20 protein-coding genes are annotated in these 23,731 nt (G+C 32.5%); 15 read left to right on the forward strand and 5 right to left on the reverse strand.

Going from position 1 to position 23,731, the window contains the following annotated elements; all coding sequences use genetic code 11:
* Window positions 1–185: 185 nt before the first annotated feature.
* The 15 genes from IC221_RS19995 to IC221_RS20065 all read left to right on the forward strand — a co-directional run bounded on the left by IC221_RS19995 (window position 186) and on the right by IC221_RS20065 (window position 17,202).
* Window positions 186–611, forward strand: a complete 426-nt coding sequence (locus tag IC221_RS19995) for a toxin-antitoxin system YwqK family antitoxin (protein ID WP_188170658.1) — start codon at window positions 186–188, stop codon at window positions 609–611.
* 163 nt (window positions 612–774) lie between these two features.
* Window positions 775–1,146 carry a hypothetical protein gene (locus IC221_RS20000; RefSeq protein WP_223241442.1) on the forward strand — a complete coding sequence of 124 codons (372 nt, stop codon included), beginning with the start codon at window positions 775–777 and terminating at the stop codon, window positions 1,144–1,146.
* 117 nt (window positions 1,147–1,263) lie between these two features.
* A complete protein-coding gene (locus IC221_RS20005) occupies window positions 1,264–3,045 on the forward strand; it encodes a helix-turn-helix domain-containing protein (protein WP_188170660.1) in 1,782 nt (593 codons plus the stop codon).
* Window positions 3,046–3,959: 914 nt separating this feature from the next.
* Window positions 3,960–4,604 (forward strand): hypothetical protein, encoded by a 645-nt coding sequence (locus tag IC221_RS20010; protein ID WP_188170661.1) that lies wholly within the window; start codon window positions 3,960–3,962, stop codon window positions 4,602–4,604.
* 28 nt (window positions 4,605–4,632) lie between these two features.
* Window positions 4,633–5,760, forward strand: coding sequence for a serine hydrolase (locus IC221_RS20015; protein WP_188170662.1), 1,128 nt, complete (start codon window positions 4,633–4,635; stop codon window positions 5,758–5,760).
* 226 nt (window positions 5,761–5,986) lie between these two features.
* Window positions 5,987–6,577, forward strand: a complete 591-nt coding sequence (locus IC221_RS20020) for a hypothetical protein (protein ID WP_188170663.1) — start codon at window positions 5,987–5,989, stop codon at window positions 6,575–6,577.
* 159 nt (window positions 6,578–6,736) lie between these two features.
* Window positions 6,737–7,072 carry a hypothetical protein gene (locus IC221_RS20025; protein ID WP_188170664.1) on the forward strand — a complete coding sequence of 112 codons (336 nt, stop codon included), beginning with the start codon at window positions 6,737–6,739 and terminating at the stop codon, window positions 7,070–7,072.
* 114 nt (window positions 7,073–7,186) lie between these two features.
* Window positions 7,187–7,780 (forward strand): DUF3267 domain-containing protein, encoded by a 594-nt coding sequence (locus IC221_RS20030; RefSeq protein WP_188170665.1) that lies wholly within the window; start codon window positions 7,187–7,189, stop codon window positions 7,778–7,780.
* 51 nt (window positions 7,781–7,831) lie between these two features.
* Window positions 7,832–8,158: a hypothetical protein gene (locus tag IC221_RS20035; RefSeq protein ID WP_188170666.1), complete on the forward strand. Its 327-nt coding sequence runs from the start codon at window positions 7,832–7,834 to the stop codon at window positions 8,156–8,158.
* 168 nt (window positions 8,159–8,326) lie between these two features.
* Window positions 8,327–8,515, forward strand: coding sequence for a hypothetical protein (locus IC221_RS20040; RefSeq protein ID WP_188170667.1), 189 nt, complete (start codon window positions 8,327–8,329; stop codon window positions 8,513–8,515).
* A 116-nt stretch (window positions 8,516–8,631) separates the two neighbouring features.
* A complete protein-coding gene (locus tag IC221_RS20045; protein ID WP_188170668.1) occupies window positions 8,632–9,357 on the forward strand; it encodes a hypothetical protein in 726 nt (241 codons plus the stop codon).
* A gap of 70 nt (window positions 9,358–9,427) precedes the next feature.
* Window positions 9,428–9,805: a hypothetical protein gene (locus tag IC221_RS20050; protein ID WP_188170669.1), complete on the forward strand. Its 378-nt coding sequence runs from the start codon at window positions 9,428–9,430 to the stop codon at window positions 9,803–9,805.
* A gap of 224 nt (window positions 9,806–10,029) precedes the next feature.
* Window positions 10,030–11,208 (forward strand): NAD(P)/FAD-dependent oxidoreductase, encoded by a 1,179-nt coding sequence (locus tag IC221_RS20055; RefSeq protein WP_188170670.1) that lies wholly within the window; start codon window positions 10,030–10,032, stop codon window positions 11,206–11,208.
* A gap of 174 nt (window positions 11,209–11,382) precedes the next feature.
* Window positions 11,383–11,988, forward strand: a complete 606-nt coding sequence (locus IC221_RS20060; RefSeq protein WP_188170671.1) for a M15 family metallopeptidase — start codon at window positions 11,383–11,385, stop codon at window positions 11,986–11,988.
* Between the two features lie 123 nt (window positions 11,989–12,111).
* The gene (locus tag IC221_RS20065) at window positions 12,112–17,202 is read left to right on the forward strand and encodes a caspase family protein (protein ID WP_188170672.1); all 5,091 of its coding nucleotides are present in this window, start codon (window positions 12,112–12,114) and stop codon (window positions 17,200–17,202) included.
* A gap of 152 nt (window positions 17,203–17,354) precedes the next feature.
* On the opposite strand, the gene IC221_RS20070 is transcribed toward IC221_RS20065, so the two are convergent.
* The 5 genes from IC221_RS20070 to ahpC all read right to left on the reverse strand — a co-directional run bounded on the left by IC221_RS20070 (window position 17,355) and on the right by ahpC (window position 23,482).
* Window positions 17,355–17,849 carry an SRPBCC family protein gene (locus tag IC221_RS20070; protein ID WP_188170673.1) on the reverse strand — a complete coding sequence of 165 codons (495 nt, stop codon included), beginning with the start codon at window positions 17,847–17,849 and terminating at the stop codon, window positions 17,355–17,357.
* A 2-nt stretch (window positions 17,850–17,851) separates the two neighbouring features.
* Window positions 17,852–18,013, reverse strand: coding sequence for a Lacal_2735 family protein (locus tag IC221_RS20075; RefSeq protein WP_044208733.1), 162 nt, complete (start codon window positions 18,011–18,013; stop codon window positions 17,852–17,854).
* A 4-nt stretch (window positions 18,014–18,017) separates the two neighbouring features.
* Entirely contained in the window at window positions 18,018–18,713 is a 696-nt protein-coding gene (locus tag IC221_RS20080; protein ID WP_188170674.1) for an SDR family NAD(P)-dependent oxidoreductase, read from the reverse strand.
* A gap of 621 nt (window positions 18,714–19,334) precedes the next feature.
* Window positions 19,335–22,220, reverse strand: a complete 2,886-nt coding sequence (locus tag IC221_RS20085; RefSeq protein ID WP_188170675.1) for a starch-binding protein — start codon at window positions 22,218–22,220, stop codon at window positions 19,335–19,337.
* A gap of 698 nt (window positions 22,221–22,918) precedes the next feature.
* Window positions 22,919–23,482: an alkyl hydroperoxide reductase subunit C gene (ahpC, locus tag IC221_RS20090; protein ID WP_044208735.1), complete on the reverse strand. Its 564-nt coding sequence runs from the start codon at window positions 23,480–23,482 to the stop codon at window positions 22,919–22,921.
* Window positions 23,483–23,731 lie beyond the last annotated feature (249 nt).

Raw genomic sequence — 23,731 nt, forward strand, 5'->3', positions numbered from 1 at the left:
TTCTTTTACTTTTCATAATACTGCAATTTACTTAATTATTAATTTTGATTGCAGTCCATTTTGATGGGGTAACTATAATGGATATATCGTGGTATTTTTTATCCAGAAGATAGGATAACAGAAGAGATTAATTATAAACAAGGGAAAAAAAACGGAGAATCTATACAGTGGTATTTTAATGGAAAATGAAAGAAAGTGCTTTTTTTAAGAACGATACACTGCATGGAAAAGTGGTTACTTACTTTGATAATGGAATTAAAAAGCAAGAAATCGAGTATAAGGATGGATTGAAAGACGGAAAATCTCTTTTTTATTTTGGTAACGGAAAACTAATGGCTACCTCTTATTTTTATAAAGGTAAATCTCATGGTCAACGTATTTTGTACTACACTAATGGTGCTGTTAAGATGGAATTGAATTTTGAAAATGATGTTATGAGTGGTACTCAAAAATATTTTCATGATACGGGGGATTTAGTAAAACTAGAAAACTATAAGAATGGTATTAAACAGGGTAGGCAAGAATACTATAATCTTCAAGGTCAATTGATCAAAGTGGAAAACTGTGAGAATGGTAATTGTATACCAATCAAGGATGGAGGAATCCAATAGAATTTTAGTTAATTCAAACTCAAAAATGAAGTTTATTTATTTCGTATTATTATTTTTTATTTCAAATACTATTACTGCACAAAAAAGTAAATTTGAAATCATAATATCATCAACTAATCTTAGTGAGGATGTAAGTGTTCTTTCAACGAAGAATGATGAAATATTGTTTTTAGTTTATGAATTAGATAGTGATGATTACCAACCTCCAGTAATTAATGAATACTTTGTTCTGGATTCATCTAGAATGGAAATCAGAATTGAAGCTGAACTAGACAGTAATAAAAGCTATCAATACTATCTGTTGGAGATGGATAGCAATAGAGATTATTTACAATTAGATCCTATCATAAGAATCCACCATAAAGCGATAATAGAGTATTTTACAAAAGGAGACTACTTGGGTATAGAGAAATATCTAGGAGATGATGATATTTTAAGTATTGATGAATTAACGATACCAATAAATAAAAAGATCAATGGTATCTTTAAAATTGATAGATATTCTTATCAAATCAAGATGGATAAACCAATATGATGTAGCCTAACACCCAAGCTATTCCGTAAGTTTGTCCAAATGCACTCTGTTTCCCTTATGCTCTCTTCTCTTCAGTTGGCATATATAAAACAGGGAGCTAAATTATAGCGTAAAAAAATGAGCGACAAAAAATCTATAGCAGTACTTCCGTTTGTCAATATGAGTAATGATATTGATAATGAATACTTTTGTGATGGTGTTAGTGAGGAAATCATTAATGCATTAACCAAAATCGATCAACTTAAAGTGATTGCAAGAACATCTTCTTTTGCTTTTAAAAACAAGGAGATAGACATTAGAGAAATTGGAAATCAATTAGGTGTCAATACCATTCTAGAAGGTAGTATTAAGAAATCTAAGAACAAAGTTAGAATCACAGCTCAATTAATTAATGTTGAAGATGGTATTCACTATTGGTCAAGAAAATATGACAGAGAATTGATAGACATTTTTGAGTTAGAAGATGAAATAAGTTTGGCTATTGCAGATGAAGTGAGAAATAATTTTGGATATTTTGAAGTACAAAGTCAATTAGTCACACAGCCCACAAATAATGTCGAAGCCTATCAAATGTTTTTAAAAGGACGGTCATTACAATTATTATGGACGCGAGAGAGCCTAAATGAAGCTATTCAATACTATAACAAAGCAATCTCTTTAGATAAAAATTATGCAAAGGCTTATTATGCAAATTTACAGTGCTACGGCTTACTAGGTTTGTGGAATTATATGCCCCATGAACAAGCAATGCAATTGGCGATACAAAACTTATTAATGGCCAAAGAAATCGATACTACATTGCCTGAATATCCTTTATCTTTTGTAGGGAGATTTTTCTGGGGAGAATGGGATTTTAAGAATGCTTATACACACATAAAGCAGGTATTGGACATTAATCCCAATCATATTGATGGTTTAGAAGCCATGGCGGAATTATTTTTAGCACTTGGTTTTTTTGAAGAGGCTGATATTTTCGCCAATAGACTTTTAGAAGTAGATCCGCTTTCTGCCAACAATCATTACACTTTAGCACATATTTATTATTATCGTGGTCTATATAAAAAAGCCCTTGAAAGGGTAAATTACGCTTTAACACTAAATTCAACTTTTGAGTTAGCACATCATCTTAAGTGCTATTGTCTTATTTGGTTGAATGACAGACAAGCCTTTGATGCTTTTATTCAAAATACTTCACTTGGGCGAGAGAAAAATTTATTATTCCAACTCATAAATGGAAGAAAATTTGAAATTTCTGAGACAGATTTAAATCAACTAAAACAAGGTTATAAAGAGGCTTTAATTGTACCTTATGACCTTTTTATTCTAAGTCAGACAGCACATAAAGACCTCGCTTTTTCTCGTTTAGAGGAAATGATTTTACAGAAACGTGGGCAAATAATAAACTATAGACAAGACCCTTTTTTAAAACCACTTCACACAATTCCGGGCTTTAAAGAACTTCATGTAAGCAACTTGAGTCATGATGATATAAAGGAAATTCAAGGTGCTGAAAATAAGTTGACAACATCTATTTTAAATCAAGATGAGATTGAGAATTTAAAAAAAGATTTGCTCATTTATTTTAATGAAAACAAGCCTTATTTGAATCCAGAACTGAGCTTGAAATTTGTGGCTGAAGCCTTAGAATTGAACACCAATAAAACCTCTTTTTTAATCAATCAGGCATTTAATAGTAACTTCAATGATTTTGTTAATCTCTATCGCTTAAAGCATTTCAAAAGTATCGCTTTAGACCCTGAAAATGTTCATCTTACTATTTTAGGATTAGCCTACAACAGTGGATTTAATTCAAAAACTGTTTTTAATACTTTTTTTAAGAAAAGTGAAGGTACTACTCCAAGCCGTTGGATTAAAAGTCATTCTGTAAGTACAAATTGAAAAATAAATCATAGTTAATTCTAATTTATTTTTTGTGAGTTCAACTCTAAAAAACGTATGAATAGTGGTTCTATTAAATACATTGTAAACTAAATTACCGTTAACTTTTAATCTGTATTTCTACTAGATTTTATAAGGCCTACTTTCAAACTTCTTTCTTCTTCATTTTTGTCTTGAAACAAAAACGAAGCAAAAAATTCAAGGCATAGAAGTCAAAAGCTAAATTCCATTCCTCTCGCCTAAATGATTTTAAACTCGCTGTGCTCAAACAGCAAAATCATTCTTAACGGCTCACTCCATGAAATTCTTGACGCTTTTCCCTTCAAGGCCGAGGGAAGAAGTAGCAAATGAATTGGGTAGAAAGTCCACTGGCGCGAATGTTAAGCGATAGCATCATTCGTGTCCTAAAGATCAGCAGAAATCTCCTGATTTCTAAACATCGTAAATATTCGAAAACTTAGTTTACAATGTATTGAAAGTTTTTCAAGGAAGTAATCGCAGAACAATAAATAGAATTAGTATTAGATAATTTTGAATTCGTACTTATAAGTTTTTACTTCTTGGACCTAAAGAATGAGAAAGTTCAAAAATAAGATGCTGACAATCATGTTTGATCATGAACTGAGAGTAACTCCCAATCATCTGAACCTTGCTTTTGAGGAGTTACGATAAATAACAAATAATTATATAAAAATAGATTTACTGTTCGACGATAGTAATCAATAAGGCTTAGGGTGTTTTGCTCTAGGCCTTTTTTGTTGGATGATTTTATAAAAAATAGCGATGATCAAGAGTAAAGTACTAAAAAGACCAAAAGAGTATCAAATCATAATTCAGAACGATTGGCTATCACTTCCACCTCATCTTTGCACTATCAAATAATTAACAAAACAAATAATTTAAAATTCATCACTATGAAAAAATTACTATTCATCGGCTTAACACTTTTTACACTAAATGTTTTTGCTCAACAAACCACCGAATTATCAAAGCAAGGTGACAATGATTTAAAATACAGAGTTAGTTTTCCGGCAATCATTTTAGGAAATTTGGGAGAAGGTGGCGAAAGAACCAACACTCAACACATTGAGCTACACATTAAACGCGAGCTTAATGCTAAAAGCATTGTGGGTATCAAATTAGCTACTTGGCGTTTATTTCAACCTATGGGTATACAATGGTGGGACGGACTCTTAGATAAAATAGATTCTAAAGAAGAATTTTATCCTGGCTATTTACGCGAGACAGGAGTAGGTTTTTCATACCAACACATGCTGTGGAAAGGACTATTTGCTTCCATTGAAGTTTTACCGCTGTTCAAAACATATTTAGACCTTGATAACAATAAAATCGCGAATGGCTTTAAACTCTACAATTCCTACCATATTGGTTATCATTTTGCTTTCGGTAAAAAGAAGCAATTTTTTATAGAACCGCAATTTCATTGTAATGTTTGGCATATTGATACCAATACCCCAGATGAGTTTAAACAACTCGATAACAAATGGGATTCCTATTTCCTTTTTGAACCAAATCTTTATATTGGTATAAAATTGTAACATCGTATATCAATTTAAAGCTAACCTCATGAAATATTTGCTTTTTATCTTCATCAACTTCATTGGATTATTAGCTGTCGCTCAGCAATCAATAGAAACAACAATTGAACAACGGTTGAACACTGAATTAGAAAATGAAATCATTAAAAGTGGCATTCTACATGTTTATTCAGCCTCTCGTGATATAAATTTTCGATTAGCCGAAAGTAAAGAAGATTCTATTTCAATACACAGTCCATTTTATACAGCTAGTATTACAAAGATGCTGACTGCTACGGCTATTGGTATTTTAAAAGAGCAACAACTATTAGATTTTGAAGACAAAATTGCACTGTATTTACCAGATTCATTAATGAATAACCTTCATGTTTTGGATGGTAAAGACTATTCAAAGGATTTAAAAATTGCACATTTACTGCAACATACCTCTGGTTTGCCCGATTATTTCACAGATATAACGAATGATGAAAGTCCAAATATCATCAATCAATTAATAATTCAACCCAATAAATCATGGTCTGCGGAAGAAATGATTCAATTCTCAAAAGATAAGATGACATCCCTTTTTATCCCTGGAGAAGGCTATCATTATACCGATACAGAATATGTGCTTTTAGCGTTGATTATCGAGAACCTAAGTGATTTATCGTTAGCTATGTTCTTTCAACAGTACATTTTTCAACCTTTAAACATGAACAGTTCATACATCAATCTAAATGAAAATAAAGCAATAGTGAATAAACGACCTCTGGTGAAGTTTTATGCGGGTGACTATGAGTTATCATCACTTAAAAGCTTAAGTGCAGATTGGGGTGGAGGCGGATTGGTATCTTCAACTCAAGACCTCATTAAATTTTTTGAAGCACTCAATCAAGATAAAATTTTAAAGAAGGAAACTCGATTAGTCATGCAACATTGGATTGATGAATCTTTTGGAATGAAATATGGTTTTGGAATACGCCAAGTAGCTTTGGATAAACTATTTAATACAGAAACACCCTTAGAGTTAATTGGTCATAATGGAAGTACAGCATCATTTTTATGGTATTGTCCACAACTCGACACGTACATTTCTGGTACTTTAAATCAGCTTGAGGCTTCTAAGGCTGCGATGATTTTGGTTTATGATATTCTTAGAATCATAGAAACCTACTAAATGCCGTCAAACTTTAATTATTTTAAGTAGAGAAACATCATCTTTGGATGCTTTTCAAGCAAATAAAGTCTTTTAATACAATTGTAAGTGTGGTGAATAAGGAGGCAAGTAATAGATATTCAAGTCTCTTTTTTACCACATTTTCAATAGTTCTTTAACTTTACGGATAGTATAACTCGAGCATAATCTGAGACAAACACTGTAGACTCTCCACAATTCAAAAGAAATGATTTTAAAAAGTATAAATTATAATGGTTTTAAGTTTGAGAAGATAGACACTTCTAAAGAAAATTATGTCAGAGTAGAAGTTGGTATTTCTATGAATACTCAATATAAAGAGATATCAAGTTTACTCAGGGAAAATTATTGTTTCGACAAAAGCGTTCATTCTATTCAAAATTCCTTCAAAGAGCCATTATTGAATAAATTCTTCAAATCGAAGAATGTCTTTGAGTACATGTCAAACTATGGGCTAAATCAAACTCAGATTGATGATTTTTTTACGATTTCCAATAGTGTAAGCGAGGGAATTGGAATAAAGGATAGTTTTTATGATTTAGGAGAACAACAACAGAGAACAATCCAGATTTACATTATGACCATTCAATACAAAGTGATTTTTGTAGAAACTGAAGGGATGTACCTTTCAATATTGCTATTAACTTATAAGCTATTAAAGGTATTTATAGATAATGGAGGTACTTGTATTGAAGTAACATATCCTCATTTTAAAAACGGTGATGATCTTGAGGCATCTATTTCTTCAAATCCAAAAGTTATAAAAGTGGGTGAAATGACAATAAATAACAATTTGTAAAAGTTCTCATTGGATAGCTAAATATTCTAACATTGTTTGTACTTTTACTTCTTAAGCAAAACTATTTAAAAATAACTCTCAGATGAAGGGTACCACTAAATCGGAATGTGTTACTATGCTTATCTGAGGTTATAATTCATACTTAAAAACTAAACAAAAATGAAGTACGCTGAATTTAAAATTGAAAATGATAAGATAGAGTTTCACAATTCAGTATTTGGGGTGGAAAGTGTTTTATTGAATGGAAAACCTGCTTCTAAAAAGTTCTCTTTCTCTGGGTTCGATCATTCATTGAACTTGAATTCTAAAAACTTGATTCTGAAGTCCAATTACAAACAGTTCAAGAATAGGCAAATTGAATTGGAATTAATCCAAGATGACAAGGTAATCGAAAAGCAACAAGTAAAAACCAACATTTTTCAAAGATTCATTTGGGTGTTTTTAGGCATGGGTACCTTTAAACTGTTGGATTACTTAATCGATAGCTTGACTTAGAAAATGCTTAACATTGTTTGGGAATTGAAGTTTTAAAAGGAATAGATACGAAGACTGGAATTATAGATTATATTCGTTTACAAAAAATACTGATAAGCTTGAATTAGCCTTAAAATGCTCGAATTAGAAAACTATAAGAAAGAAAAACTGACAATTAATTTAAGTTGGGCCAATATATTTGGTATACTCATTCTCATTCCGATTGGGTTTGTCTTCGGAGTTCCTTTTTTTATAATTTGGAAACCTCAAATTGATGTAGGTGATTTCCTGAGTAATATGGGGCCTGAAGGATCAGAATTAGGGATGGTATCGGTATTATTTATTTTGATTTTAGGTATTGTAGTACATGAACTGATACATGGAATTAGTTGGGCAATTTTTGCTAAGAAGGGCTTCAAATCAATAAAATTTGGTGTGCTTTGGAAGGCGCTGACACCGTATTGTCATTGCAAAGAACCTTTATATGTAAGACAATATATTATTGGGGCTATAACTCCAGCTCTATTTTTAGGTATTCTTCCTTCGCTTGTAGCAATTATGATTGGTGATTTTGGGTTGTTACTTTTCGGAATGTTTTTTACAATGGCAGCAGGAGGAGATTTTTTAGTGATTAATTTGATTCGAAAAGAAAATAGTTCTGATTTAGTACAAGATCATCCTTCTGAAGCAGGGTGTTATATCTATCGTCAGCACCAAGCCAAAAAGTGAACATAGTGAATCCTTTTATTATTTTGTCTTAGTATCGATTAAAAGTAAACCATGAAACTAGAAATACCTGAGGATTATATAGCGTTTCTTTATTGGGTAAAAGAGCGCACAGAAAACTTTTGGAGCATCAACCCAGAACATTCGGAGGCTGATTTTGTATGTGAAAAATGGATTTATGGAGCAAAATGGATAGGGTTAAGTGATGAAGAAATTGATGCTATTGAACATCGTTACAATATTTCATTTACTCCCGAATATAGACAGTTTTTAAAGATTCTTCATACTATTGATAAAAAGGATACGATTGAGTATAAAAGTTCTGTTGATAAAGATGCTGAAATAAAAATTGAGCACATTCCATTTTTTATTATTGGTTAGAAGATGAAAAGGAAATCAGAGAAAGATTCAATTGGCCTTTCCATACCATTTTTAAAGATGTTGAAGGGGCAAATGAAGTTTGGTTAAAATCATGGGGTCAAACAAGACCTAAATCGGATATAGAAAAAGAAAGAAGCCAAAGACAAAACGATTCCTTTTTGGGAAGAAATGATTTTGTTTTGGAGTTCAGGTAGGTCAAGTTTTGGCAAAGAATACCCCAACCCCAAAAATAAATCGATCTTAACGATTGTCAAGACATTCACTTCTGATGATGATGAGGATAATACTCAAAAGACTTTTAATCCGTTTTTAAGTGCCATTATGTTTTCTTTAATATTAAAATCACTTCAGAGCTAAGGATAGAATTACTCAACTAAGAAAGTAGAAGTTCCCACTGGTGCAAATGTTAAGCGAAAGCGTCATTTGTGTCCTAGAAATCATCAGAAATCTCCTGATTTCTAAACACCATAAAAATGATGACCTTAAACAAACACTTCAAAACAGGGATTAATCACTTGAATACAATAAATGCTGCTGCTGATAAAAGTATTAAAACATCACAATTAATAATAGCAGCAAAACAAATACTGACAGAAAATAAATTAAATGAATACAAGGAAGATAAAGTAAATTTACCTTTAATCGTCTTACATCATCGTGCGGGTGAAGAGTTACTTAATGATTCAAAAGATTTATTAAAATCTAGAGATTTGATCGATCGTGAGCTTGGATGTCTAATCATGAAAGAATTTCCATCAATTAATGAAGCTCCTACTAAGTATTCTCCACGTATTATTTCAGCAATAGAGAAAATGATAAATGAAGAAGAGAATAATACAGATATTTTAGTATCTGGGTTGAGTGCAATTGGATGGCAGTGTCACACTAAAGCTCAGAACATCTTTAGATTATTTATTAATGACGAAAGAGAATTAGTCAGAGAGGTGATAGCTAATAACCTTTTGAAGGTTATGATGCCTAATGGTATTTTGACATCTTTCATCATTGAAGGTTTTAATCAATTGGGTCGAGATCCAATTGCAGATATTAGATGGTCTATATTTTACGATATGTCTGAACATTTTGAACTTTTTGAGAATGATAAAAATCTATTTTATCAGTTACCTTTAGAAGGTATGGAAGATCCCAATAGTGATGTAAGGTTAGAGGCCCTATCAGCATTTAAAAAACTCTATTAAGAAGGAAGAAATGAATTATAATATAAAGTTGATTTGATCCTGGTATTTATATAGTTATAAAAGTGGCATTATGAATGATTCTAAGTCATATAAAAATATTTATGGTCGAGATTATGATTTCAAAGTGAAATATCAATTATTCAGACCAGATCAAGGTGGAAGAATGACCTCTGCATTTCAAGGCATAAAGTGGGATTTTGGGTACAAAGACCTAAGCTTCAAGAAAAACCAACTATTTATGATCTATCCAGAATTTGAGGATTGTGATGGAGAAAGGCTTTCAGATGAATTACCAATTCCTGAATTAGGAATAGCAAAAATGTTTGTTGCTAATTATGATTGGTTAGAATTTCATAAAGAGAAAATACAAATAGGAACTAAAGGAACCTTTAATGAAGGAAGACCTATCGGAGAATGTGAGGTGATTGATGTAAATTTTAACCAATAATATAATAAGTGGAAGCAGTTCATTTTTTGGATTGTTGAAGAGTTTCATTTTAAACAAACACATTGCCGTTTTATCTGATCCTGGTGGAGCAGCATTTGCTTTTATAGAAGAGAAAAAGTTGTAGATTAGTATCCTATAAAATCTAGTAGAAAGACTGATTAATAGTAAACAAAAACTGAGTTTATAGTGTAATTACTATTATTATACATTTGCTGCCTTATATTATGACAAGAAAAGAGTTTATCAAAGTATGTGGAATATTGGGAGTTTCACTTCCCTTTCAAACGGTTATAGCTTCCTGTAATAATGATAATACAGTAACTCCCTCAGGGTTTTCAGATTCAGTGTTGATTATAGGGGCAGGTGTTGCAGGCATGTCTACTGGCTATTTATTAGCACAAAATGGGATTGACTTTAAAATTATCGAAGCAAGTGCAACGTATGGAGGCAGAGTAAAACACAATACAACTTTTGCAGATTTTCCTATTCCCTTAGGGGCTGAATGGTTACATGTTGACCGTTCAGATTTAGATGCAATTGTAAATGATACCTCTATCCAAATTGTAACTCAAACGCAAGGGTATAATGGGAGTGATGTTATTGGTTATTATGATGGTACTTATTCCTTGTCTCCACTAGCAAAAGAGTTTGGGAATTTTGAGGATCAAAAGTTTATAAATAGTAGTTGGCTGGACTTTTTTGAAACTTATATTGTGCCAAGTATTCAATCCAATTTTATCTTCAATACCCCAATTACAAGTATTAATTATGAGGGTGATAAAGTGGTGGTGAATAATAATAATGGGGCTTCTTACGAAGCTGATAAAGTTGTGGTGACTGTACCTTTGAAAATATTACAAATGGATACCATTACTTTCACTCCTGCATTATCGGATTCAAAACAAAAAGCCATTCAAGATGCTACCGTATGGGGCGGAATTAAAGTATTTATAGAGTTTACCGAAAAATTCTACCCTGTTTATCTGACTTTTCCTGATACAGAAACCAATGAAGGACAACGCTTGTATTATGATGCATCTTATGCCCAAAATTCTTCTAGAAACATCATTGGTTTGTTTGCGGTAGGAGAACAAGCGAAACAATATCAAAGTTTATCGGAAGAAGTATTACGAGACTTTATATTGAATGAATTGGATACAATTTTTGAAGGAAAAGCATCATCAAATTATATAAATCATATTGTCCAAAATTGGGATGATGAACCTTATATATCTGCAGCCTATTTAGCGGATAATACCTCTTCTAGAATTTCAAGAATACTGTCTGCTTCTGTCCAGGATAAAATTTATTTTGCTGGTGATGCTTATACGCAGGAAAACGACTGGGGAGCTGTACATAATGCTGCAAGAAGTGCAAGAGATGTAGTGGAGGAAATTGTATAAAAAAAGTCTTTTTTTGGAAGAGAATTGATCTTTAGTCTAAAAGTATAGATTTTCTACTTCATTTATAGTTTCTGAAGTAGAAGTAAAATACCGTTAGCAATAAACAAAAATATATATTTGTGTAATTCATTTTATAAGTGGAAGAAATATCTATCACTAAGATTAAAGCAAACTATGGTAAAAGCAACTAAAATATTTTTTTTGGTAGGAGTATTAACTTTTTCAATTTCTCTTTACTTCTACTTTAACTATCAGTTTTGGACCCATTATAAAACAGAAAACTTTAAGACTTTAATAGAATATAAAAGTGAACGAATTAAAGGTTTGAGAGGGAGACAAATTCTTATTCATAAAGACTTTAATATACACTTAAAACAAATTGAGGTATATGCGATTGAGCATGATGTTGTGTTGATTATAAACCAAAGTTACAGATCGGATAAACATTCTGTCAAAGGAGCAATTGTAAAGCCAGGTAAACAATCGAATCATTTAGCAGGTTTCGCTATTGATTTTAATATAATAAATGATGGGAAGAAGTACTTGTCCAATGAATTAAAAAGAGATCGTTTAAGTAAATTACCGGTTGATATCCAGAACTTTATCAATGCTATCCGACAAGATAAATCTTTACGATGGGGAGGTGATTTCAGAAACGAAGATCCAATTCACATTGATAGTCCATTGAATCTTAAAAACAGAGTACATTGGAAACAATGTAGTGAAGAATGTGCTATAGACTATAATGTCAGAGTACCTAAATGGAAAATATGGGGGTAGAATTACGAAGTTTTTTATTTGATCGATCATGAATTATAAGTCTTTGTTTTGGTATTCAAAATGAGCTTTTTTATTTTGTTGAATATTTACAATTACTGGTTATTAATATTCTACACCAACTTCATGAAATCATTCTTTTTACTCTTTACTTTACTATTATTGGGTTCAAAACTATGGGCTCAGTTTTCAAGCTCTTATCTTATAAAAAATGTATTATATTCTTCTGAAAATAATACAATATGGATAACTGATAATTCACATTCATATGTAAGAGGTATTTCAACAATCTATGGGAGTCAAGTAGCGAAGTTACCTCATGTATATCCCATACTAGATATACATGAAACTGAAGAATATATCATTACTGTAAATAATAAAGTGAGATTTTGGAGAAAACCAGATTTTAATTTGGTAGATTCCATAGATTTATATTTGGTAGAGAATACTGTTATTGATGGAAATAAACAATTAGCAGCAATAGGAGCAAACGAGATAAGTTTAATTGATCTAAAGACAAAAAAAATACAAAAAGTAAAATGTCCACCTGACTTCCATTTGTACAGATTAAAATTCTCTCCTGATGGATCTTTATTTGTTAGAAACAATCATGATATTTTTCGTTTAACTTCTACAAGTTTAGAACGGATTTATTCGACCCAGAGAAATATTAATCAATGGGATATTAATGAAAACGGAGTATTTCTTCTTACTTCAGATAATCAGTTTGACGCAAGTGAAAACACTGAAATTATTCAGCTAGATTTTGAAGGTAAGCAAGTTGAGAGTTTTGTATTAGATGAAGTAAACCATTTAAAAACTCAATCAGGTAGTGTAAATAGCTTTGAAATTTCTCCTTATCCTTTTTTTAAAGTTGTTGGGAAAGAATGTCTTATCCAATCAAAAAAAGGTGTGTTTATAGCCACCAAAGAGTGGAAAAGAGTATTAATTGATGGTTTTATTGGTGATGATTTTGATATTCTCTCAAGGTTTTATTTTCAAGATAACTTCATCATTAGAACTTCCAATGAAAAGCTTTCTATTTTGGATGAATTTGCAAATCCACATTTTGAGAAAAGGATGGATTACCCAATCGGTCATTTTCGATATTCGGATGAATATGGTTTATCGATGATGTTTGGAAACTTTATAGTGTTTGCTAAAGAAGATGGAAAACCAAAGCAGATTAATTTTGATTTGGAAAAGGAGTTTCTACCACTTACTGCTGTAAACCATAATGAACAACTTACATTTCATTTAAACGGAGAAGTAATTGTTTGGGACCGAGAAACTTTTAAACAAAAAAGCACATGGAAACTAAAAGGCAATTTAAAGCCATTGAGTGTTGTTGCATCAAGTGAAAACCAGAATGCTTATTTAATTTTTCCTTACTCAAAGAAAATTTCAGTTTATAATTTTAAAGGAAAGAAAATCCAATCCAAACATTTAGATTTTGAGGGTTACCCTTCATCAATAGCATTATTCAATCATCATATTCTTATTGGGACTACAAAAGGAGGACTTTATAAGTTAGGTTATGACCTAAGAGTCATTGAGGAACATAAAGGGCTTTTTGCAGAATCTATTTCTGTTATTCAGGGGTTAGAATCTACTAAAGAGCTTTTACTAGGCTCCAATGGTAGATTTGCGAAGTGCAATTGGGATGTAGAAAAGATAAAAGACGAAGACGTTTATAAAGTACATACTGGTTATATTACAGATTTTTCAGTACAACGTTTTGATGGAGTAGACTATTTATTAAGTAGTGCGCGTGGAGATAAAAATGCCTATCTCTGGAACTTGAATTCAGCTTCTTTATTAAAATCCTTCCCACACGACAAAAACATTATACAATCTTCTTTAGAAGATAGTTTGCATGTACTCAGCTTGCATGAAGATATGAGTATCAATCAATATGAGAATTTAGATTTACTTCGTTCAATCTCAGCACATAAGCCACAGACTTATTTTCAATCTCCTATTTCTACTGGAATTCGAAAAATTGAATTCTCAAAAGATCAAAATAAAGTACTTGTCATTGCAGGAAATATAGTTCATGTCATTGATATGAAAACAAGAAAAATTATTTCATCATTTGGGGACAAAGACGAATTTATAAATGATGCTATTTTTGATGATAATACTCGTTCCGTGATCATTACAAGAGGAACAAATCTCTTACATTTTGACATCTCTACAGGTCTTCAAATAAGAGAATTAGATTATAAATATGTTCCTAATGTGAGTATACATAAGATTGTAGCAACACCCAACTATAATTTTATTGTAGGACTGAATACACACGGTTGGAGTAATCCATATTTATTGCATGCTAATTCTGGAAGGTTTTATGGAAAACTATTTTTCCCAATTGAAGGGAATTATATATATGATCTTCAATTTTCCACATCCGGTAACTTAATGGCTTTGTATACGAACAATGAAGTTATGGTTTTAAAAGACTATTTAAATAATAAACCTGAAGTGGTATTCAACTATAAAAGAACAGGAAATTCAAACTATACAGGACATAGTTGTTTAGCCATTGATGAAGAACGAAATTTAATATCTTTTGTAGATAAATATGAAAATAGGACTTCTGTAGTAACTTATGATTACATAGAAAATAAGCAGAAAAAAGTTGTGGATTTATCCTATATTTTTACTTTGAAACAAGGTGCTGTTTTGTTTGCAGATCAGGATAAATTAAAGGAGCAAGATACTGATAGGAGAGTAAGGAAAACGTATCAACCTAAAGAAAAATTTCTTCAAAAAATTAATGCTGTAGGTTATAATTCAAAATATGATGTTGCTGTTGGAGGGGACAATTGGGGAAACTTGAAGTTTTTTGATGGGAAAAGCGGTCAAGAAATTTCTAGTTTCAGTAGGTTTAGACATGATATCTATGAATTTTCAGTTAAAAATAATATACTGTTATATAACCATAAACAGGGCTTATTTTATTTTGATAAAGAACGGTTTGAAAATAGAAGGGTAGACAATGCAAGTAATTATCCCTTTTTCACAGATCAAAGTGAGGATGGAAATAGTTTAATATACCTTGAAGATGTTGAAAAACACAAAAAACCTAGGGTTTTCAAATACAATATTAAACTAAATCAATCAGAGACATTATTTACATTGCCAATTAAAAAAGGGTTGTTAAAAAATATTTTATTAAGAGGTAATAAGGTATTCTACCATTATTTAAGTGATAATAAATTTAATATTTCCTTTTATGATATCAATACTAAAGAACATCAGGAAATTGTAAAAATCGAGAAAGCTGCAACTCAATTGAACCCTTATTCCTCAAGTGAGATGTTGTTTTTTGATAAGTTTGAATATCTGAAAACTCGATTTGTTATATCCTCTTTTCAATATGATTTAAACTCAAAGAAAAAAAATAAACTGAACGAATTAGAATTCCCATTATCATCTAATAAAGAACTAGATAAGATGAGGATGAGCAACTATATTGAGAACTACCATCTTTACCCTAGTAAAAATTACCATTTATACCTTCTGGCTAGCGGATTACAGCTTTACGACTATCAAAAGAAGACTTTTATCTTTAAAGATTATAATCCTTTTATTTTTGAAAAATGTCGCTACGACCCTACAACAAATAAGGTTTTTATTCTAGATAAAACTCAAAACTTCCATGTTTTAGATCCAACGGATATGAGTTTGAAAAGAGTTTTTCAATCAGAAAATAAAGTTAGTCAGTTTACGATCGGAGAAGATAAAATATACATTTTAACAGAGGCTGATAATATTTTTGTTTATTCACTTTCGGATTATTCATTTTTGTATAAACTTCAAACATCTGGTGAGGATGGTATTTCAGTGATTGATGATGAAGGGTATTATTTGAGTAATAAAGAAGCAATAGAATCGATTACATTTAAAAATACCAATAGCAATGAAATATATCGTTTTGACCAATTTGACCCTTGGTTTAATCGACCTGATATTGTCTTAAAGAAAATTGGAGTAAGTGATATAAGGTATATCAATCAGGCACATAAAGCATGGGAAAAAAGATTAGAAAAGCTATCTGTTGGGAAAAACTATCCTGTTTTACAGTCACTTCCAACACTTTCTATCAATAAAGAAGAATTACCCGTTAGTACTAAAGAAAGTGAGGTGACAATTCTAGTAAAATCATCTGCTGATGAGAAGATTACTGCAGTTGATGTTTGGGTAAATAATGTGCCTATTTTTGGTCAGGAAGGGTGGACTGTTCAAAATCCGGCAGAATCAGTGACAGAAGAGGTGACAGTATCATTAGGGAATGGTAAAAATAATGTTGAAGTATCAGTTCGAACGGAGCAGAATCAATCTTCTTTAAAAGAAGAAGTATTTATTAATTGCGAAAAAGAAACAGTAAAAAGTAAATTTTACTTGATAAGTATTGGTATTTCAAATTACGTAGATCAAACCATGAATTTGAAATATGCTGATAAGGACGCTAAAGATATTGTAGATGATTTATCAAAAAAGTCAGATGTGAAATTAGTACCTATTTTGTTGACTAATGAACAGGTTACAAAAGAAAACATATTAGCTTTGAAAGCACAATTATTAAATACAACAGTTGATGATAAAGTGATGATTTATTATGCTGGTCATGGTATTTTGGATACAGATTATAATTATTATTTATCGACTTATTCCTTAGACTTCACTCATCCTCAAAATGATGGTTTAAGATATGAAGATCTTGTTGATCTATTGGATGGAATTCCATCTCGTAAAAAGGTAATAATCATAGATGCTTGTCACTCTGGGGAGTTGGATAAATCAGCCGAAAAGTTAGTGGCTCAAAATGATGTCAAAGTAGTTTCAACCTATAGCAGAGGGTTAGTTCCCAAATTACCACTTCCCACTACTTCTTCTTTTAATTTTATGCAAAGCTTATTTGTTGACTTAAGAAGGGGTACTGGTGCAACTATTATTTCAAGCGCAGGAGGTGACGAATTAGCCTCTGAAGGAGGAATATATAACAATGGTTTATTTACTTATTACTTGAGAAAATCTATTAATGAAGAAGTAGCGGATTCAAACAGTGATTATAAGGTGACTTTGGATGAAATTCTAGAGTATGTCTCAAAACAGGTAACAGTGCAATCAAAGGGTAGACAAGCTCCAAATGCAAGAAGATGGAATAAGGAAGGTAATTTTGTATTATGGGAAGTTGATCCAGAGAATTAAAAATGACCCCTTGCCGAAGCGAATTCGACAAGGGGTATTTTATTGGTCAAGAAATAGTTATTTCGGGTCTCTTATTCAGAGTATAATTACAATTATGATAATCTTTAATATCTTATTTATTGTCCTGTATTTTTAAAGTTTCAACATCCTCATTAAGATGCCTTTTCCTTCATCACTTTCTCTTCATAAATTCCCCATTTTGCTTCAATCACTTTCTTTCTGTAGGCAAAAATTTCTTTCAACTTACTTCTAATCATGATAGCATTGGCAATATCACCTAATGGCCCAAACGGAGGAGCATAAGTCACTATATCTTTCATAGTTACTCCATGTTCAGTTGGAATTAAAATATGTTGGTGATGCCATAAACTGTAAGGACCTACACGTTGTTCATCTACAAAATATTCACCTTCTCTAACATGAGTAATCTCAGTCATCCAGTCCATTTTAAGACCTAGAAGTGGGCTTACTTTGTAAGTGATAATCATGCCTTGGTACATTTTGTCTGATGCATGTTCTGATGTAATATCAAACCCCATATAGTCGGGAGTAATTTCTTTCAGGTTTTTAGGAGAAGAAATAAAGTCCCAGATTTCTTCTTTAGATGCTGGTATATTTTGAGTAGCTTTAAACTGATAAAATCCCATGATTATAATTTTTCTATTTCTTCTAAAACTTGATTGGCTTCGTACATTTTTTTGTCGCTTTCCATTCTATTGATTGTGGATAAGCGGTGCGACTCTTCCAATAATTTTCTATATTTTTTTTCGAGAACTTCTTTCTTTGATTTCTTTTTAAATAATCCAAACATAGCTTTACATTTTTAGGGTTGATAAACCGCCGTCAACATGAATAACCTGACCGGTGATCCATGACGATTGGTCTGATAATAAAAAGTGTGTGATATTGGCAATGTCTTCAGCACTGCCAATTCTTTGTAATGGGTGTGTTTTTGAGTTGGCTTCAACTTTGGCTTCACTACTCAAAAACTTCGCCGCAAGTGGAGTAGCAGTCAAGGAAGGAGCAACGGCATTAAAGCGTACTTTAGGTGCATATTCTGAGGCCAAAGATTTTGTAAGCCCTTCAATTGCACCTTTTGATGAGGCTACCAAACTATGGTATTTAAAGCCCATCTGATTAGCAACTGTTGAATAAAGGACAACTGACCCTTTACCTTTTCGGAGTGCGTTAATACAAGATTGTATTACTTTTACAGCACCTACCACCTGCAAATTGAAGTCATCAATAAATGCTTGCGATGATATTTTAGAGAATGGTTGCAAATCAATTGCCCCTGGACAGTATACTAATCCATCTAATTCATTAGGGATAACAGAAAAGTCGAGTGTTTCGTCTAACACATTGAGGGGAAAGAAATGTACGTTACTGTATTCATCAAGTGGGGCAGTTTTATTGTAGGTCGCAAAGACCTCATGACCTTCATTTGAAAGCTGATTTACTACTGCTCTTCCGATTCCTGATGAACCACCAATCACTAAAAATTTTTTCATTCTTGTATTATTGTAATTTGTTAATTCATTAACACAGAAATGAAATTTTTGTTTTGAAAATATAGTATTAGGACTAAAAGATTATAAGATTAATGCAAAATTATATTACAGATTGAAATGTGTGTTATGTGATGGGTTATCAGTTCTTTAGTAGCGGTAAGGTGAGGTGATTTTCAAGAAAAAAACGAAGAGGAAAGAAATTTAAAAGTGGATTCTATAAACGCTTGTAGAAAGGTCGATTGAAAGTTGACGATAATTTAGTCTACTATATCATGACTACTAAGACAAAATCTTATTACAAAAAACACCTAGAAGTTATAGAAACTCCTAGGTGTATGGTTTAGGAATGAAATTAAAACTATCCAGCGTAAACGAGTGAATGAATTTTAACTTCAAATAGTAGTAGAACAATGTCAAACTTTATCTTTATTCATTCATTTCAATCCTATAGATGTGAGGTCCTTGTTTCGTGGCAAAAGGCCACGTTTCAAAAAATCTATTTTTAGAATTTAAAATCTTAAGTTTAAATATCTTGTTCAATTATGTTCTACTACTTTATCTCATTTTTTATTATCTAATGATGAAAAAATCTTGTCCTAAAAATATTAGATAGTGCTGGAATTAATTGATAACAATCCTTTTAACATACTTCTTATCGCCTACACTCACTTTAATAAGGTATAGCCCTTTAGACAAATCTTTTACAGGAACATTGATTTTGGATACGCCACTTTCCAATGTTCTATGAATTGAAGTCAAAACTTGTTGACCATTTAAATCAAATGCTTGCATAGTAAAGGGTACAGGGGTAGTAACACTCACATCCAGTGTGAATTGATTACTAACAATAGTAGGGTATAACTTTAAGTTGTCTTCCTCAAGAAGCAGACTATTTGTAGTTCTGCCATTGGAACCTTCAGGATTAGAAGCATACCAAGTACCATCTTTGTACCAGCCTTCACCACTTCTATTAAGGTCGCCTGTTTGAGCACCAGCACCATTATGGAAAAGTAAGTTACTTGATGTAGCACCTTCTATGGTATAAGTATACCATCCATTTCCTTCATCTGTCATTATTTCTCCTGGCCAGTTTGAACTCGTGCCATTTGATGCTCCCCAATAATGAATTCTTGTGCTGTTACCCCAAGTCGATTTATAATGAACCACCAAACCACTTGCCGGTTGAGGTGCTTGATCAGACCATTGGCCATTTTCAAACCAACCCTCTTTATCTCTTATCATATCATCCGTTTGGTTGCCATTACCATCATGGAAAAGTAAACTTGTTGATTGAACTCCGGCAGGGAATTCATACACATACCATCCATTTTCCATCGTCATTGTGGCACCAGGCCAAACGGCATTCGCTACACTACCACTCGGTACAGCACCCCAATGATAAATCATATTATAACCTTTTACATGTACTTTAAAACCACCTCCAGTATTGTTTTCATTTACTGTAAATGAAGAGCTTGCTAAAGTACTTGTATTACCAGATGCATCTTCAGCATAATATTGAACTGTTGCATCTGCTGTCAATGTAACCGTAGTGCTACCATATGCTACTTCTGATGGTGTACTTCCATCAGTAGAATAATATATCTTAGGATTAGTATCTTCGTTATCTGTTGCAGACAAAGTGATTGTAACACTACCGTCAAAGGTTCCGCCATCAGGAGTGATAGATGTAGTTGGAGCTTCAGTATCAGGAGTGATGGGTTGAGGTTCAGGAACCCATCCATTGTCATACCATACATCTCCACAAATATTCATTTCATCATCCGTAACCTTAGATCCATCGCATAAAAGAATCAAATTTGTACAGCTACCTTCAATGGTATATTCATAATATCCTTCATATTTTGATGAAGCTTGCATGCTTACACCAGGCCAAGTAGTTGTTGCTGTTCCATCGACAACACCCCAGAAATAAATACTCGGATTACTACAGTTCGCCTTAAAATAAACTGTCATTGTAGAAGCTTCATTAAAAGTATAAGTCCTTTCCACTACATCCGAAGATCCATTTTCATTGATCGCAATAGCTTTCAACGTTTTTACTTCACCTGGATTACCGCAGATGTCAAACGCTCCCGTATAAACAGCACTTGCTGAAGTGGGTGTTGAACCATCTAGCGTATAATAAATTGTACCTTCAGTTGCTGAAAGCGAAACATTGGCACATCCTGCTGAATAATTTCCACTAGGAGTATTTAAAGTTAACTCAGGTAGTGTGATTACTGTACCTTTGTCCCAGATAGCGTATCCAGGTCCTGAAACTTTTAAGTTCCAACCATTTCCAGGTGACCAGTTCCCTCCACCAATTTTCATGGCTACTTTATTGTCGATAATAGCAGCATAGTATGAATTATCGTTTTGACCTTCAACTTGCACATAACTAGTGTTCGTGATATTGTTGGCCTTACGGATTGAAATCATGTCTCTTAATGCATCCTTGATTCCATAATCAAAATAGTGAGAATAGAATACTACTGGAATTCCGGGGTGAGTAAGGATATAAGCATATCCTTGTAAAAGTTTGGAATTGTTGGAAGGATCATTAGGAAATGAGTTATTTCCGTACTCTGATCTTACAGGCTCAGTATCATGATTTTCTAGGAAAGATACTGCTTGATTACCATGTGTACCTAATAAACTAGGTAAACCATTAAGATAGTTGTAGTTGCCATTTACGGCATCGTGTAATGTATACTTCAGAGGAAAGTCAAAGGCTGACGAGGTGTTTTGTGCACCATTCAACCAGCTTACAATTTCGTTGTAAGGCTTCCATTGTTCCCCGATAGAAATGTAAGGAGAAGTAGCGTTGTTGTATTCCGCAAAGTAATACGCATTGAATCCATGTACGAAGTCATATCTCCATCCATCATACCCTACATCATTTTTTAGCCAGTTCATCCATTTTTTAACCTCATCACGAACCGTGAAAGAGTTGTGATTAAGGTCTCTGGCAGCTTCATATTGTGTTCCAGAGTCATTATCACCACAAGCAGCACCTTTTTCAGTACTGTACTCGCTCCAATTCACCTCATCGTCAGCACAAATAGAAGAACAGCCCCCTAAAGATGGTTCTGTAAAATCTGCCCATCCTGTTGAACCTACTCTATGGTTGATAACAATGTCAGCAATGGCCTGTACATTATTATTGCCAAGATTAGAAATTAAGGTTCTTAATTCAGCCTCAGTACCATAATTGGAGTTGAGGTCATACCATTTACGAGGAAGATAACCTGCTCTGTCTGCCGCGTCAGATGGAGGTGGTAGCCAGATGGCATCAAATCCAGCAGAAGAAATATCTCCTACTTTACTGTTAAGATTTTGCCACCAATCTTTTTTGGTAGCGTCAGCAGCTTCCCAGTGGAAACCTTGTAGAATTACATCATTTCTACCGCTCTGTTGAGCGAAAAGTCCATAGTTTAAGCTTAGTAATGCCAATACCGATAGGATAACGGTACGCATAAGAAGTAATTGTGATTTCATTTTCATTTCAAAAAGTAAGTTAATTTTCAGACCTATCATAAGAGCATCTCTAACATGCGTCTTAAGGCTTTATTGCTGGTTGAGAGAGCCTTATTAGTAATAGGTTGATACAATGTTACGGAAGAATGATTTTAGAATCGTACCCCTAGCTGTTTTTTAGGTGCTGAATAATTTTGTAACGTACCGGTAAATGAAGTGGCACTATTTAATGTGTTGAAAATCAATTATATAAAAATTCGAAGGTATTGAGAGGTAAAAGTTAGAAATGAAGAATGAAGTGAGTCTTACTCTGTTTACTTGTTAAATTTTATTTTTAAGGATTTGATAATTTTTATGCAAATCTTTATGATTTGAATGCTATCGTTCATAATACTTTGACATTCAGAGGTGTTTATGTAGGCTGTTTCATTCATTACATTCTTTTAGTAGAGCTATTGAATGCTTGTGGCTAAAGTCCTTTTTACTTTCATCACATTTTGCACTTCAGAAATATTGTAAACTAAGTTTTCATTAATTATAGTAATTCCTTTTGTGAAGGACAAATGGTAGTGGATTGTGGTTCGCGAGGTCGTTGCAATGCAACGACCCTACATATTTTAGAAGATTATTATTAAACATTTGTCTTCGTTCAATAAAAAAATCCCACCTTCTACTTTTGTAAAAGATGGGACAAGAGTTAAGTTGGGGTGTATAATTACTTTTGACTAGATTAAACCTACAAGGTCAATGCTAGGCTTTAAAGTTTCGTTTCCTTCTTTCCATTTTGCTGGGCAAACTTCAGAAGGGTTCGCAGCAACGAACTGTAAAGCTTTTAATTTTCTCAATAACTCTTCAGCGTTTCTTCCTACGTTACCTGCAACTACTTCGTAAGATACGATTTCGCCTTCAGGGTTCACGATGAATGTACCTCTTTCAGCTAAACCTACTTCCTCAATCATTACGTCAAAACCTCTTGAAAGAACTCCTGTAGGATCTGCTAACATTGGGTAGTTGATTTTTTTGATTGTTTCAGAAGCATCGTGCCATGCTTTGTGAACGAAGTGAGTATCAGTAGACACAGAGTATACTTCAGTACCTGTAGCTTTGAATTCTTCGTATAAGTTTGCTAAATCTTCTAATTCTGTAGGGCAAACGAAAGTGAAGTCTGCAGGGTAGAAAAAGAATACTGACCATTTACCTAAAACGTCAGCTTTAGAAACTTCTTTAAATTCGTTGTTAGCGTACGCTTGTACGTTGAAGTCTACAATTTGTTTTCCGATTTGTGACATAGTAATATCTATATATAATTAAATAATTTTTCGTTTTCTGAATCAGTTTGTTTCTGATCACATTGCAAACATAATAGGCGAATGAAAATAAGGCAAAGTGATAAAATCTATGACTGTATAAGATAAATTTATAGGGTAATATTAATTTTATTTATACCATTAACTTTCAGTAGAATACAGCTTGGGATAGGTAACTCGTTAGCAACTAAAATGTGAAAATGAATTATCGGTAATGGTTATGCATAATGA

Source organism: Flammeovirga sp. EKP202 (assembly GCF_014534745.1).
GTDB lineage: Bacteria > Bacteroidota > Bacteroidia > Cytophagales > Flammeovirgaceae > Flammeovirga.